This is a genomic window from Allobosea sp. LjRoot9 (genome assembly GCF_964252745.1).
GTDB lineage: Bacteria > Pseudomonadota > Alphaproteobacteria > Rhizobiales > Beijerinckiaceae > Allobosea.
Genome location: NZ_CAXUPC020000005.1, coordinates 285,765 through 299,860, shown reverse-complemented (window position 1 = coordinate 299,860; position 14,096 = coordinate 285,765). Strand labels below are relative to the sequence as shown.

Genomic DNA, 14,096 nt, shown 5'->3' with positions numbered 1-14,096 from the left:
CAACAATTTCGTGACAATTTACAACTATTTACCACTCATCATGCGCAAGGCGCATAGCTGATACAATCTATGCTGCATTGCAAAAAGGCAGCTGCTGCCCGATATAGCAAACACGGTTGTTCGCAACGGGCTCCGCTACCTCCTCCCGGCGTTGAGTTCGTTGCAGCCGTTCCCCTCTGAGATGTTTGGCGCTTGCGCTGGATGTTTCAAACTTCAAAGGCCGGCTCCCTCGGGGGTCGGCCTTTTTTTCATGCGCTTCCGGCATGCCGAAAGCGCGCCGAGACAATTTCCATCATGGGGCTTGTCCCGACCATCCGCGTCTTCGCTGGCCGAGATCCGCGGTCAAGACGTGGATGCCGCCACAAGGGCGAGCATGACGGCTGAGCCGCTCCGAAAGTCGCTCCCTCAGCGCCGCCGCGCTTCCAATGGCAAGGCCCCGAACAGGCTAGGCTCGGCGCTGGTGCGCGCTTTCTCGATCGTCAGCATGCGCAATTTGGTCTCGACGCCGCCATCGGCGGAGAAGCCGCCGGTCTTGCCGCCTGCCGCCAGCACGCGATGACAGGGCACGATGATCGGCCACGGATTTGAACCCAGCGCCACACCGACAGCGCGCGCCGCGCCCGGCTCGCCGATACGGGCAGCGACCTCGCCATAGGTCAGCGTCTCGCCCGGTGGGATCGTCAGGGCAACGTCATAGACCTTGCGGTTGAAGGCCGGTGCGCTGTCGAGATCGATCGGCAGATGCGCAAGATCGCGCGGCTCGCCCTGGAGAAGCGCCCGGATCTCGTCCATGGCGCTCGTAATGAAGGCGACAGGCGCCGCTTCGCTCGCCTCCGGAAAGCGCCGCGCCAGGCGCCGGCGCGCCGTCTCTTCGTCCCTCTCAGGCAATTGCGCACCAATGATGCGCTCGCCCTGCCACGCCAGTGCGCAGGGGCCGATCGCCGTGTCGAAGAGAACGAAATGCTGCATGCCTGCGTTATAGCTCAACGGCACGGGCCGAAGAAGGCTCTCGCGAATTCGTCGATATGAGGCGGCTAGAGCCGGAACTGAGTGAACATAAGTCCAACAGCATCGGAAGCGCAGAAAGCCGCGTCAAACGGGTGCAACGGTAGAATTCGCGCTCAGACGTAGAGCCGTTCGCCCTCCAGCCCCTTGTAGAGCCCTGCGACCTGCTCGGCATAGCCGTTGAACAGCAGCGTCGGGCGGCGCTCGCGCGTGCCCAGCACCTGCTCGCTCGCCTGGCTCCAGCGGGGGTGCGGAACTTCCGGGTTCACATTGGCCCAGAAGCCGTACTCGGAAGCCTGCAGCCCCTCCCAGAAGGTCTTGGGACGCTCAGCGACGAAGGAGATCTTGCTGATCGACTTCACCGATTTGAAGCCGTATTTCCACGGCGTGATCAGGCGCAGCGGCGCGCCATGCTGGGGCGGGGTCGGCTTGCCGTAGATACCCGTCACCATCAAGGGCAGATCGCTGGTCGCCTCAGCGATGGTCAACCCCTCGGTATAGGGCCAGGGATACCAGCGCTGCGACTGGCCGGGCGCGACCTTCGGGTTCATGAAGGTCTCGAACTTCACATATTTCGCTGATGCGAGCGGCTTGGCGAATTCGACCAGCGACTTCACCGTGAAGCCGGTCCAGGGCACCGCCATCGACCAGGTCTCGACACAGCGGAAGCGATAGAGCCGCTCCTCCAGCGTCATTTTGCGGATCAGATCGTCGATGCCGATCTCCATCGGCTTCTCGACCAGGCCGTCGATCGCGATCATCCAGGGCCGCGTCGCCAGCCGCTTGGAGGCGCTGGCGACATCCTTAGACGTGCCGAACTCGTAGAAATTATTGTAGTTCGCCGCCAGATCCTCCTCCGTCACCGGCCGGTCGAGCGTGTAGGCAGCGTTCTTCTTGGCTGGGTAGAGATCGAGCGTCGGGTCGGCGACTTGCGCGGCGGCGAGCTTCGGCAGAGCCGCGCTCGCGATCAGCCCCGCGCCCGCACCGAGCAGGCCGCGGCGGTTCATGAAGACGGCCTCGGGCGTGGCCTGGCTTTCGGGCATCTCCCAGCCAGCGCGGCGTTTGATCAACATCGGACGGACATGCTCCGTTTCAGATGCGATCAGTCTAGCGCACGCTCCGGGGTCACACGCAACTCACGAGGGGGAGAGGTGGAAGGGGCAGTCGGCAATGGGCAGTCGGGACGTTCCTACTGCCTACTGCCTACTGCCTACTGCCTACTGCCTACTGCCTACTGCCTACTGCCTACTCCCTACTGCCCACGCAACAGCCTCAGCCCCTCGCCTCCAACGCCTTGACGATCGCAGCCCCCATCTCGCTGGTCGAGACGGCGTTCGTGCCCGGGGCGGCGATGTCCTTGGTACGCGTGCCGGAGCCGAGCACGTCGGCGATCGCACCTTCGAGCCTGTCAGCGGCCTCGATCGCCCCGAAGGAATAGCGCAGCGCCATGGCAAAGGAGCCGATCATCGCGATCGGATTGGCCAGGCCCTTGCCGGCGATGTCCGGAGCCGAGCCGTGGACGGGCTCGTAAAGCGCCTTGCGCTTGCCCGTGACGGGATCCTCTGCGCCGAGCGAGGCTGAGGGCAGCATGCCAAGCGAGCCAGTCAGCATCGCCGCCACGTCCGACAGGATATCGCCGAAGAGATTGTCGGTGACGATGACGTCGTACTGCTTGGGCCAGCGCACGAGCTGCATGGCGCAGTTGTCAGCGAGCACATGCTCGAGCTCGACATCGGCATAGTCCTTGGCATGCAGCGCCGTGACCGTCTGCTTCCAGAGCACGCCGGTCTTCATGACATTGTGCTTCTCGGCCGAGGAGACCTTGTTGCGGCGCGTGCGCGCCAGCTCGAAGGCGACGCGGCAGATCCGGTCGATCTCGGGGGTGGTGTAGACCTGCGTGTCGACACCACGCTTGGAGCCGTCCTCCAGCGTGACGATCTCCTTGGGCTCGCCGAAATAGACGCCGCCGGTGAGCTCGCGCACGATCAGGATGTCGAGGCCTTCGACGACCTCGGGCTTGAGCGAGGAGGCCGAGGCCAGCGCCGGATAGCAGATGGCGGGACGCAGATTGGCGAAGAGTCCCAGATCCTTGCGCAGGCGCAGCAGGCCGGCCTCGGGGCGGTGTTGATAGGGCACATCAGCCCATTTCGGCCCGCCGACCGCGCCGAACAGCACGGCGTCCGCGTCCTGGGCGAGCTTCATGTCGCCTTCGGAGATCGCCTGCTTATGCGCGTCATAGGCACAGCCGCCGACGAGCCCCTTCTCGATCGCGAAGCCGGCAAGGCCCCGCTTCTCGAACCAGGAGACCACGGTCTCGACCTGGGCCATCACCTCGGGGCCGATGCCGTCGCCGGGCAGGAGCAGGAGCTTATGGGTCGCCATGGGTCGCCTCGCGCGTGGTTCTTCGTCTCGCTCCGGCCTGAAGGCCCAGCGCGGCGTGATTACGAGCGGAAGCGTGCGGAGGCAAGCGCATCACGTTGCGGGCAGCCTCGCAGCGCACGCAGACCCGTCATGGCGAGGAGCGCAGCGATAAGCAATCCAGGGGACCGGAGCGGGACCTCCTGGATTGCTTCGCTGCGCTCGCAAGGACGACGAGAAGCCTCCTCAGGCCTTCTTCTCCATGTTCCAGAAGAACTGCGCCGGCGAGAGCACCATGCCGGTCAGGCTCTTGCGGAACGCCATCGGCTGCTGCACCAGCCCGGCGGGAACATAGGGCACAAACTCGAAGGCGCGCCGCTCCAGCGAAGCCGCGATCTCCTTCTGCTTTCCGGCATCCGGCTCGGCGATCCACTGATCGCGCAGGCCTTCCATCGTCGGGTCGTCCGGCCAGCCGAACCAGGCGGCACCGCCATTGGCGCGCATCAGCGGATGCAAGGCCGGGTTCAGCGTGTCCGCACAGGACCAGAGCGTATGGAAGGCCGACCAGCCGCCCTGCTCGGGCGCGCCGCGATTGGCGCGCCGGCCGATGAAGCTTGCCCAATCGGTGGCGACGAGCTCCGCATTGATGCCGAGCTTCTTGAACAGATCCTCGGTCACCAGGCATTGCTGGTAGGCGATCGGCTGGTCGGCCGGCGCGAGCAGCACGACCTTCTCGCCCTTGTAACCGGCCTCCTTGAGCATGGCCTTGGCCTTCTCGAGATTGGCCTGCATCGCTTCCGCGCCACCCGCCCCGGTCGACATCGGCGAGCCCGGCGTGAGGAAGGTCTTGGCCTCCTTGTAGTAGTCGGGATTGCCGACGACGGCTTCCATGTAGTCGGTCTGGTTGACCGCCATCATCACGGCGCGACGGATGCCGGGATTATTGAAGGGTGGCTGCATCTGGTTGAAGCGCATCAGCAGGAACAGGCCGAGCGGCACGTTCTCGATCGCGATGTCCTTGTTGCCCTTGAGCACGGGCAAGAGATCCACCGGCGGCTGCTCGTACCAGTCGACTTCGCCCTGCATCAGCGCGCCGACCGCCGCAGAGGCTTCCGTCAGCGCCACCCACTCGATGCGGTCGATCCTAGCGACCTTGCCGCCCGCCGCCCAGGACGGCGCCTCCTCGCGCGGCTTGTACTTGCCGAAGCGCTCATAGATCGCGTTCTGGCCGGGCACCCATTGCTTGTCCATGAAGCGCCAGGGACCGGAGCCGACTGCCTCGGTGATGTTCTTCATGTGGTCGGTTGTCGCGACCCGCTCGGGCATGATGAACGGTACGTTCGACGACAGCTTGCCGAGCGCCGCCGGCAGCATCGGGAACGGCTTCTTCAGCCGGATCGCGAAGCTGCGCTGGTCGAGCGCGTCGTAACCTTCAACGAAAGTCGCGAAGGTCTGGCCGAAGGCGTCGCGCTTCGACCAGCGCGCGATCGAGGCGATGCAGTCCTGCGCGCGCACCGGCTCGTCGTCATGGAAGAACAGCCCGTCGCGCAGCCGGAAGGTCCATTTCAACCCGTCCGGCGCGGTCTCCCAAGCTTCGACCATCTGCGGCTTGATACCGAACTGGGCGTCCGTCGCGAACAGGGTATCATATATCAGATAGCCATGATTGCGGATGACATAGCTCGTCGCCGTGATCGGATCGAGCGACGGCAGGGGCGTCGACGGGATAAAGCGCAGGATATTGGCCCGACTTTGCGAAAAAGCCCGGTTCGGCATGAAACCGGAAGCAGCCAGCGCAGCCGCTCCCTTCAAAGCATTGCGGCGGTCGATCAGCATAGCATCTCCTCCTGCTGTCCGGGTCAGCTCTATGGCAGGCCCAACTCAAGCAAGAGATATACCAGACGTCAATCATTCATCGACCATCGCCGCGCGGTCTCTGCCGCAGCGGCAGGCGAGATCACGGCACGAGCCGCGCGGTGACCTCGATCTCGACCTTCATCTCGGGTTTGAGCAGGCCGGCGACGACATAGATGCCAGCAGCCGGGCGGATCTGCCCGAAGACCTCGCCACAGACGCTCAGCACCGGCTCGCAATAGGCGCGGTCAGTGACGAAATACTGCGCCCGTACCGCTTGGGCGAGCGAGGAGCCGGCCTCGGCCAACACGGCCTGGATCGTGCGGAAAATATTGCGTGCCTGCTCGGCTGCATCCTCCGGCAACGTCATGCTGGCATAGTCATAGCCGGTCGTGCCGGAGACGAAGACGAGGTCGCCGTCGATCACGGCGCGGGAATAGCCGAAGGCGGTCTCGAAAGGTGAACCGGTGGAGATGAGGCGGCGGGTCATGGCGATAGGCTCCGATGAGGTCATCCGCGCTGTCTGAAACCGAGCGGCGCGTCATGCCACCCGATTTCTGCGCGCGACGGAAAGCGCCAGCGTCAACCCCTCACACCCGCCCGCTCTTCAGCGCGCGCAGTACCTTCTCGCCCGGCCGACCGGTCTGCGCCATGCCGATCTTGGCCTCAATCTGCTTGATCGCCGCCCGCGTCAGCGCGCCAACCGCGCCGTCCGGCTCGCCGACATCATAGCCGCGCGCGATCAGCAGGCGCTGGAGCTCGCGGCGCTGTTCGCGCGAGAGCGGCAGATCGTCGGTCGGCCACTGACCCTGCACGCCAGGCCGGCCACGAATACGGTCGGATAGGAGGGAGATGGCCAGAGCATAGGAGTCCGCGCCGTTGTAGCTGTAGGCCGCGTCATAGTTCTTGAAGACGAGGAAGGCCGGTCCCTCGCGCCCCGCCGGCATCAAAAGCCCGGCATTGCCGGAGCCGGTCAGCGCCGAGCCGTCGAATTTGACGATGCCGCGCGCCGCCCAGGACGAGACCGGTTGCTTGGGGTTGCGCCCGGTCGAGCCGGAATAGCCTGATGGCACCTTGACCTCATAGCCCCAGGGCGCGCCGGTGACCCAGCCCGCCTTGGCCATGAAGTTCGCGGTCGAATGCAGCGCGTCGGGAATCGAATCGACCAGATCGCGCCGGCCGTCGCCGTCGCCATCGACAGCCAGGCGCAGATAGGTCGAGGGGATGAACTGGGTATGGCCAAAGGCGCCGGCCCAGGAGCCGAACAGCCGATCCGCCGAAACGTCGCCGCGCTGGATGATCTGCAGCGTCGCGATCAGCTCGCCCTTGAAGAAGGCGTTGCGGCGCGGCGCTAGACAGGCCCCGGTCGAGAGCGCCTGGACGAGCGGCATCTTGCCCCGCGCCTTGCCGAAATCGCTCTCGACACCCCAGACCGCGACGATGGTGTGGCGGTCGACGCCGAAGCGGCTTTCGGCGGCGGCGAGCGTCGCGGCATGCTGGCGCAGCATGCCGCGACCTTCCGCGACCTTCTCGTCATCGACCAGCGTGCCGAGATAGTCCCAGATCGGCGTCTTGAACTCCGGCTGGTTGTTCATCGCCTCGATCACCTTCATGTCGGGCTGAACGCCCGCCATGGCGCGGTCGAAGGTGGCGCCTGAGACGCCCTTTCCACCCGCCTCCGAACGCAGGCCCGCAAGGCAGGACTGGAAATCCGCCTGCGCTGCCGAGGCGACGAGGATCAGAGGCAGGGCCAAGGTCAATGCGCGCATCATCTCACCGAAAACTGGGTCCACCGAATCACAAGCTTGGCGCGAATCTAGGGCCGGCCGGTTAACGGGGGTTAACCCTGGCGGAGGCCGGTCGTTCCGTCTTTATGCCCGCTTTATGCGCGGCGGCGTCTTCCACATCGCAAGCTTACCGGCATCGGACCTACATCTCCGGCATCGATGGAGATCGAGATGACCACGCATTCGCACTACCCCAACCCCAGTCAGCAGCGCCGCGCAAAAGCCGTCTACGGCACGCTGCCCAGCAAGCGGCCGATGGTCCGCCTGTTCGCTGCGGAGCTCTGCCTGCTGGGCCTGATCGCGCTCGCAGCCGCCGGCTTCATCGGCCTGCGCGCCTGGCTCACAGTGGCGAACTGAGGGCATCGCGATGGGCCAAGCCAAGCCGTTCCACCCCGAACTCGACACCACCAGCCATCTCTTTCTGGTCGGTCGCTCGACAGCCGGCTTCTGGGTCGCACGCGATCTCGAAGGCCGTTCGGAAGGGATTTTCCGCGACAAGAAGGACGCGGTCCGCTTCGCCTTGTTCGAGGGCGGCCATGCCAACGCCGTGATGCTCTCGCCCAACGCGGTCGAGCCCAGCTTCGGCATGGGTGTCCGCTGACCGACGCCGAACAGGCGGCCAGGCAGGCGCGCCGCCTGGACCGCGATCTCGCCGCCATCCTGCTCCGCGCAGCCGGCGAGATCATCGAGCAACTCGTCGCGGTCGGTATCACCGACCCGGCCGATATCGCGCGTCGGCTCAACCGGCGCGGCTTTCCCTGCCATGGCCGCGCCCGCTGGACCGCGGGCGCGGTGAAGTCAGTGCTGCGGCGCAGGCTGCGCTGCGATGAGGCTGCGTGAAGACTAGCGACCTGAAGAAACAGCGTGCGCTGTCCGCGCCGCTGTCCTAGACTCATCACCTGCTTCGACATGACGAGGCTTGGCGTTCCGCCAGGCCCCGGCCGCGGCAGGCGAAAGCCGGCCAGCCATGATGTGGCGATCCCAGAATATAGCGCCCCCTCTTCGCCGCCCGGCGCGCCGGCCGAGTCGTCTCGACCCGGTTGCTCCTTGGCGCGCGCATCCCAAGGTTCGCAGCCCGCGAACCCCATAGTCCCTAACAACCTCAAGCCCAGGAGCCTGACGATGTCCAAAGAACAGCGCGGCAATCGCGAAGCCAAGAAGCCCAAACAGGACAAGCCGAAGGTCGCGGCCGCAGCGCCATCGACTTTCGCGGCCGTCGTCGCCAAAGCGGCAGGCGGACCAAAGAAGAAATGATCCGCTTCAAGACGATCGAGCCCGAGAAGGCCGAAAAGCCTGCGGACAAACCTGTCGCACCGGCGCCAGCGATCATAGCGCCGGAGCCGGCGATTGACGACGAAGAGCCGGTTGCCAAGCCCAAGGGCATGACCCGCAAGACGCCGCTACGGGCGAAGAAGCCGGAAGCGGCGCCGCTCTTCGACAAGTAGCGGCAGCAGCAGGTCTTACGCCGCCTCCGCCACCTCCTCGGTCCAGACCTTGAAGCTCGTCAGCACATTGGGGCCGAAGGTGGTGGCGATGGCGACGTCGGCGGCGTCGCGGCCGCGCGCGATCAGCACCCGGCCGATGCGTGCGACATTGTTGCGCGGATCGAACGTCTGCCAGCCGCCCTCGAGATAAGCCTCGAAGGACGCCGCGAAATCGCCCGGCGGCCAGGGCTTCGGCGTGCCGATATCGCCGAGATAGCAGGTGCAATAGCGCGCCGGGATGTTCATCGCCCGGCAGAAGGCGATGGCGAGATGGGCATAGTCACGGCAGACGCCGCGTCCCTCGCGATAGGCGTCGGACGCGGTGCGGGTCACGCTGGCGTCCATGTAGTTGAAGGCGATGCGCTGGTTGACGAAATCACAGATCGCCTGAACGCGCGGCGCTCCAGGCTGGGTGTGGCCAAAGAGCTGCCAGGCGAGATCGAGCAGGCGATCGGAGTCGCAAAACCGGCTCGCGATCAGGAAGGTGATGCACTCCTCCGGCAATTGCTCGACTGGAATCTGCCCCGCATTGCGATTGAAGGATTCAGGCAAGCCCGTATCCGAGATCACGGCATCGGCCGTGATCCGCATATGGCCCTGCGGCGCGAGCAGCCGGCTGCACCAATTGCCGAACACGTCGCGATAGGCGCTGACGGGGACGGAGGGGCTGATCCGCATATGGTCGGGTGCAGCGAGATCCGAGACCCGGCTGAAATGCACATGCAGCATCAGGATGACCGGAGTCGGTTGCGGAAAGTCGTAGTCGAGCTCGTAGCCGATCCTGAGTTTCACGCGATGCCTTTCGCGCGACATTGCGCGCTGGTGATGGGTGGCCCCTCAGCCGATGCGACCATCATGCACGTTTCCGGCCAAGCTGGCGCGCTTCATGGCGAAGTCGCCGGCCGGCCCGGCTGATTGCGCATACGGTCAGCCCATTGGAACAGCTCGCGCTGCCGATCGGCCTGGCTCGGCGCACCGGGCAGGCGGGACGGGACCGCGGGCGTATCGAGCCAGGCCGGGCGGCGCGGACAGAGCGAAGCGATCTCGTAGACGGTGTCGGCCGGCAGCGGCGCACGATAGCGCGGCACCAGCCCGTCATAGGGCTTTCGCGAGCTCCAGGCCGCCTCGGTGTAGTCGATCGCTTCAGCCACGGCCCCAGTGTCCGCGTCGTCAGGGTAGCGCAGCGCCGGATCCGACAGCGTGATCACCACCTCTGCAATGCCGTAGAGCCCGGTCGGAAAACTCGTGCGGCCGGTGTCGTAGGAGAGCCCGCCGCCGCGTCCCGAGCCGCCGCCGAACAAAGCCGGGCCCGCCATGCCCACAGCGCGCTGGTCGAGCGCATAGGTGAAGGTTTCGGCGCGCCGCACCAAGGGCTTCTCGACGCGATCGGGAAACGCCTTCCGATAGGATTCGGATATCTGCCAGCTCGGCGGCTGGCGTGGCGGCACAGTGGCCTGCGAGATCAGAACCGCCTTGTTGGCGCGCATCACCGCATGCATCGCCATCATCCGGCCAATCATGTCAGGCCCGGCGACGCGCATATAGCTGTCGACACGCGCCTTCAGCAGCCCTTGCAGACAGGAGGCCGGCGAGCTCGCCTCGCCGCAGCCGCCACCACCGCTCTCGCCATCGCGCTCGATGCGCGAGACCAGATTACGGAACCCCGCAACATCGAGCGAACCCATCGCGCAGATGTCGGTTTGGGCCGGCTGGACGGATTTTGCCGTGACGAAGCGATACCAGCCGGCCCGGCCGAGACCATAGAGGAAGCACAGCCCGATGAAGCCGGCGACGCAGAGCTGGAAGGCATGTTTGCGGATCCAGTCTCCCGACATCGCACTCGCGCTCCTGCCCGCATGTCGGCCGGTCGATGGCATCAAATTCGCTTCGTTGCTGGCAATGATCAAGCACTCTTGCTTGCGGTGCCGGCGCTTGAGTCCTAAACCACGCGCGCGCCAGCATCGGCGCTACCTTGTCCGCCCCTCCGGAGATCAGTCCCATGGCCTTTCTTGCCGACGCCCTGAAGCGCGTGAAGCCGTCTGCGACCATCACCATCACGCAGAAGGCCCGCGACCTGAAAGCGCAGGGCAAGGACGTGATCTCGCTTTCCGTCGGCGAGCCCGATTTCGATACGCCGGACCATATCAAGGAAGCCGCCATCGCCGCCATTCGCCGCGGCGAGACGAAGTACACGCCGGTCTCCGGCATCCCGCAATTGCGCGAGGCGATCACGCGCAAGCTCAAGCGCGAGAACGACCTCGACTACAAGCCGAGCCAGACCATCGTCTCCACCGGCGGCAAGCACGTCATCTACAACGCCCTGCTCGCCACGCTGAACCCGGGCGACGAGGTGATCTGCGTCTCGCCCTATTGGGTCAGCTATCCCGAGATGGTGGCGCTCTGCGGGGGAACGCCGACCTTCGCCGAGACCAAGATCGAGAACGAGTTCAAGCTCCAGCCGGAGGAACTCGAGCGCGCGATCACGCCCAAGACCAAGTGGGTCATCCTCAACTCGCCTTCGAACCCCTCGGGCGCGGCCTACAGCCATGCCGAGATGAAGAAGCTGACCGACGTGCTGATGCGCCACCCCCATGTCTGGGTACTGACGGACGACATGTATGAGCACCTGGTCTATGGCGACTTCAAATTCGTCACGCCCGCCCAGGTCGAGCCCGGCCTCTACGAGCGCACGCTGACCATGAACGGCGTCTCGAAGTCCTACGCCATGACCGGCTGGCGTATCGGCTACGCGGCGGGCCCGCAGCATCTGATGAACGCCATGGACCTCGTCCAGGGCCAGCAGACCTCGGGCACCTCGGCGATCTCGCAATGGGCCGCGGTCGAGGCGCTGGATGGCACGCAGGAGCATATCCCAGTGTTCCGCAAGGCCTTCGAGCGCCGGCGCGACCTCGTCGTCTCCATGCTGAACCAGACGCGCGGGCTGGTCTGCCCCAAGCCTGAAGGCGCCTTCTACGTCTATCCCGACTGCTCGGCGCTGATCGGCAAGAAGCTGCCCAACGGCAAGACGATCGAGACCGATGAGGATCTGGTGATGGGCCTGTTGGAAGATCAGGCCGTCGCCGCCGTGCACGGCTCGTCCTTCGGGCTCGGCCCCAACTTCCGCATCTCCTACGCGACTTCGGACGAGAAGCTGGAAGAGGCCTGCCGCCGCATCCAGCGCTTCTGCGCCGAACTGCGCTGAGCTACATGGCAAAGGGCGAGAGCCGGCCGCAGGCTGCCGCTCGCCCTTTGTCCCGCCGCCATCTGCTGGCAGGGCTCGCCTCGATGGCGCTGGCGAAAACCGCCCGCGCGCAAAGCTCGGGCACGCTATCGGCCCGCGAGACCCATGACGGCGTCACGGCCGGCGCCCTGCTCGTCATCGACATCCGCACACCCGACGAATGGACCGACACCGGCGTCCCGCAGGGCGCGCTCCGCCTCGACGCCGAGTCAGCCGGCTTCGAGGTCCGGCTCGCAGGAATACGCCTCGACCATCCCGGCAAGCGCATCGCCTTGATCGACCGCAGCGGCGGGCTAGCAGCCAGTCTTCAGACGAAGCTGGCCGGCCGCGGCTGGCGCGATCTCGTCATGGTGCGCGGCGGCATGCTGGGGCCTGGCGGCTGGCTGTCGGAGAAGCTGCCGGTCGCGCCTTAGAGCAGGATGCGAAAAAGTGGGCACCGGTTTTTCGCATTGATCCTGCTCTCACTCTTAGATGAGAGACGGATTCAGATTTCAGATGGGATCACTGTGTGATCCCATCTGAAATCATCCGGCTCTCGCAGGATGCGAAAAAGTGGGCACCGGTTTTTCGCATTGATCCGTCTCTGACCGCCCCGCAGATCAGGTGATCTCCGCCAGCCTTGTGTCCTGCGACAGCACCAGGCACCAATGCGGCTCGAAATCGGCGCCCAGCGGCCAGATGAAATCCTCGAAGATCGCAAGCAGCCGCGCCTGGTAGCGCTCGAACCAGGCCCTCTCGCAGAGCACGAACTTGGTCGCGCCGACGATGGTCTCGCGGTCGATCACGCAGAGCGGCACGATCTCCGGGTTGGCCTCGAGATAGGCCTGCACCGTCACCATCAATGTCGGGTAGCCCGGATGCAGCATGTCGTCGAGCACGATCAGCCCGCCCTCGCTGAGGCAGGCCGTGGCAAGCGCGAGGTCCTTGGCCAGCGCCGCGCGCGAATGCTCGCCGTCGATATGGATGAAGCGGAAGCGCGAGCCGCCGGCATGGCCCATCAGCTCGGCCGGTGTCATCGCGCCGCTGTCGCCCTTCACGGTGACGCGCCGCTCGGGCCCGATGCCGTGCTTCAGGCAATTGGCCTCGAAGCGGCTCTTCACCCCATCATCGGGCCAGGAGAAGATGTCGAGCGCGACCGCAAGCTCGCCTCGCTCCAATGCGTGCGCCAGCGCGATGAAGAAACGACCCTCGAAGGCGCCGATCTCGGCAAGCGGCCCGCCCACGCCTTCTTCCGTCTGGAGCCGCAGCAGCCGCGCGCAGATCGCTGCGGCAAAGCGCGAGGACATGCCGACGACGCTGTCATAGCCCTGCGCGAGATAGGCAGCGACTGCGGAATGCCCGGGCGAGGGAATGTTCGTCACGCGGTCCTGCCCTGGAAGATGAAGAAGGCTCCGGCCGCAATCAGCGCGAAGCCGATGGCGTGGTTCCAGCTCAGATCCTCCTTCAGCCAGAAGATCGAGAACAGCGCGAAGACGCTGAGCGTGATCACCTCCTGCATCGTCTTGAGCTGGGCGGCGGAATAAACCGCCGAGCCGATGCGGTTGGCCGGCACGGCCAGCATGTATTCCGGCAGCGCGATCATCCAGCTCGCCAGGATCGCAAGCCAGATCGCCGTGCTCTTGTAGCTGAGATGCCCGTACCAGGCGAAGGTCATGAAGACATTGGAGCCGATCAGCATGACGATCGGCAGGATATGCGCGGTGGAGATTGCGGGCATGGAGGAGACGGTTCCGTTGGCGGGACGCTGGACAACTCTAGGGCGGCTGCACTGTTCCCGGCAGGGTCGAGCTTCAACCCAAGGGTTGGATAATCGTGCGTGGCGCAATGGCGCCAATGCGAGCCAAATGCAATCGCTCTTCACCCGTGGAACAGGCCTGCTATAGCGGGCCGATGACGGATCAACCCAAACCGATCGCCATCTATGTCGATGCCGACGCCTGCCCGGTGAAGCCGGAGATCTACCGTGTCGCCGAGCGCCATCGCCTGAAGGTCTTCGTCGTCGCCAACAGCTTCATGGCTGTGCCGCGCGAGCCCTGGATCGAGCGCGTGATCGTCTCGGACGGTTTTGACGCCGCCGACAACTGGATCGCCGAACGCGTATCGCGCGGGTCGATCGTCATCACCTCCGACATCCCGCTTGCCGACCGCTGCATCAAGGCCGGCGCCGACGTCATCGGCTCGACCGGCAAACCCTTCACCGAAGCCTCGATCGGCATGGCGCTGGCGACACGCGACATGATGGAGGATTTGCGGGCGATGGGTGCGGCAAGCGGCGGACCGAAGCCCTTCTCGCCGAAGGATCGCTCGGCCTTCCTGCAGGCGCTCGACCTGGCAGTCCAGCGCTTGAAGCGGGCGGGCTTCGGCTGA

17 protein-coding genes are annotated in these 14,096 nt (G+C 65.3%); 7 read left to right on the top strand and 10 right to left on the bottom strand.

Annotation, left to right across the window (positions count from 1 at the left end; translation table 11 throughout):
- Positions 1–405 precede the first annotated feature (405 nt).
- The 6 genes from ACSQ3P_RS21245 to ACSQ3P_RS21220 all read right to left on the bottom strand — a co-directional run bounded on the left by ACSQ3P_RS21245 (position 406) and on the right by ACSQ3P_RS21220 (position 6,986).
- A complete protein-coding gene (locus ACSQ3P_RS21245; RefSeq protein WP_436167465.1) occupies positions 406–969 on the bottom strand; it encodes a methylated-DNA--[protein]-cysteine S-methyltransferase in 564 nt (187 codons plus the stop codon).
- 152 nt (positions 970–1,121) lie between these two features.
- Positions 1,122–2,078, bottom strand: coding sequence for a protein-methionine-sulfoxide reductase catalytic subunit MsrP (gene msrP, locus ACSQ3P_RS21240; RefSeq protein WP_436167464.1), 957 nt, complete (start codon positions 2,076–2,078; stop codon positions 1,122–1,124).
- 199 nt (positions 2,079–2,277) lie between these two features.
- Complete coding sequence (gene leuB / locus ACSQ3P_RS21235) at positions 2,278–3,387, bottom strand: 3-isopropylmalate dehydrogenase (RefSeq protein ID WP_436167463.1); 1,110 nt, start codon at positions 3,385–3,387, stop codon at positions 2,278–2,280.
- A gap of 222 nt (positions 3,388–3,609) precedes the next feature.
- Positions 3,610–5,199 carry an ABC transporter substrate-binding protein gene (locus ACSQ3P_RS21230; RefSeq protein WP_436167462.1) on the bottom strand — a complete coding sequence of 530 codons (1,590 nt, stop codon included), beginning with the start codon at positions 5,197–5,199 and terminating at the stop codon, positions 3,610–3,612.
- Between the two features lie 121 nt (positions 5,200–5,320).
- On the bottom strand, positions 5,321–5,707 hold the full coding sequence (locus ACSQ3P_RS21225) for a RidA family protein (protein ID WP_436167461.1): 387 nt from the start codon (positions 5,705–5,707) through the stop codon (positions 5,321–5,323).
- A 100-nt stretch (positions 5,708–5,807) separates the two neighbouring features.
- Positions 5,808–6,986 (bottom strand): lytic murein transglycosylase, encoded by a 1,179-nt coding sequence (locus ACSQ3P_RS21220; protein ID WP_436167460.1) that lies wholly within the window; start codon positions 6,984–6,986, stop codon positions 5,808–5,810.
- A gap of 189 nt (positions 6,987–7,175) precedes the next feature.
- Between ACSQ3P_RS21220 and ACSQ3P_RS21215 the strand changes: the two genes are divergently transcribed.
- The 4 genes from ACSQ3P_RS21215 to ACSQ3P_RS21200 all read left to right on the top strand — a co-directional run bounded on the left by ACSQ3P_RS21215 (position 7,176) and on the right by ACSQ3P_RS21200 (position 8,449).
- Positions 7,176–7,361 (top strand): hypothetical protein, encoded by a 186-nt coding sequence (locus tag ACSQ3P_RS21215; RefSeq protein ID WP_148663597.1) that lies wholly within the window; start codon positions 7,176–7,178, stop codon positions 7,359–7,361.
- 10 nt (positions 7,362–7,371) lie between these two features.
- Positions 7,372–7,605: a hypothetical protein gene (locus tag ACSQ3P_RS21210; RefSeq protein WP_436167459.1), complete on the top strand. Its 234-nt coding sequence runs from the start codon at positions 7,372–7,374 to the stop codon at positions 7,603–7,605.
- Positions 7,606–8,126: 521 nt separating this feature from the next.
- Entirely contained in the window at positions 8,127–8,258 is a 132-nt protein-coding gene (locus ACSQ3P_RS21205) for a hypothetical protein (RefSeq protein WP_280141730.1), read from the top strand.
- On the top strand, positions 8,255–8,449 hold the full coding sequence (locus ACSQ3P_RS21200) for a hypothetical protein (RefSeq protein WP_436167458.1): 195 nt from the start codon (positions 8,255–8,257) through the stop codon (positions 8,447–8,449). Before ACSQ3P_RS21205 ends, ACSQ3P_RS21200 begins: the two co-directional genes overlap by 4 nt.
- Before the next feature lie 15 nt (positions 8,450–8,464).
- On the opposite strand, the gene ACSQ3P_RS21195 is transcribed toward ACSQ3P_RS21200, so the two are convergent.
- Complete coding sequence (locus tag ACSQ3P_RS21195) at positions 8,465–9,280, bottom strand: transglutaminase-like domain-containing protein (protein ID WP_436167457.1); 816 nt, start codon at positions 9,278–9,280, stop codon at positions 8,465–8,467.
- Between the two features lie 92 nt (positions 9,281–9,372).
- The gene (locus ACSQ3P_RS21190) at positions 9,373–10,323 is read right to left on the bottom strand and encodes a hypothetical protein (protein WP_436167456.1); all 951 of its coding nucleotides are present in this window, start codon (positions 10,321–10,323) and stop codon (positions 9,373–9,375) included.
- A gap of 164 nt (positions 10,324–10,487) precedes the next feature.
- Between ACSQ3P_RS21190 and ACSQ3P_RS21185 the strand changes: the two genes are divergently transcribed.
- Both ACSQ3P_RS21185 and ACSQ3P_RS21180 read left to right on the top strand, forming a co-directional pair.
- Positions 10,488–11,690 (top strand): pyridoxal phosphate-dependent aminotransferase, encoded by a 1,203-nt coding sequence (locus ACSQ3P_RS21185; protein WP_436167455.1) that lies wholly within the window; start codon positions 10,488–10,490, stop codon positions 11,688–11,690.
- 5 nt (positions 11,691–11,695) lie between these two features.
- Positions 11,696–12,142 (top strand): rhodanese-like domain-containing protein, encoded by a 447-nt coding sequence (locus tag ACSQ3P_RS21180; protein WP_436167454.1) that lies wholly within the window; start codon positions 11,696–11,698, stop codon positions 12,140–12,142.
- Between the two features lie 186 nt (positions 12,143–12,328).
- On the opposite strand, the gene ACSQ3P_RS21175 is transcribed toward ACSQ3P_RS21180, so the two are convergent.
- Both ACSQ3P_RS21175 and ACSQ3P_RS21170 read right to left on the bottom strand, forming a co-directional pair.
- Positions 12,329–13,090 carry a class I SAM-dependent methyltransferase gene (locus tag ACSQ3P_RS21175; protein ID WP_436167453.1) on the bottom strand — a complete coding sequence of 254 codons (762 nt, stop codon included), beginning with the start codon at positions 13,088–13,090 and terminating at the stop codon, positions 12,329–12,331.
- Complete coding sequence (locus tag ACSQ3P_RS21170) at positions 13,087–13,446, bottom strand: DMT family protein (protein ID WP_069692696.1); 360 nt, start codon at positions 13,444–13,446, stop codon at positions 13,087–13,089. Before ACSQ3P_RS21170 ends, ACSQ3P_RS21175 begins: the two co-directional genes overlap by 4 nt.
- 173 nt (positions 13,447–13,619) lie before the next feature.
- Between ACSQ3P_RS21170 and ACSQ3P_RS21165 the strand changes: the two genes are divergently transcribed.
- Positions 13,620–14,096 carry a YaiI/YqxD family protein gene (locus ACSQ3P_RS21165; RefSeq protein WP_436167452.1) on the top strand — a complete coding sequence of 159 codons (477 nt, stop codon included), beginning with the start codon at positions 13,620–13,622 and terminating at the stop codon, positions 14,094–14,096.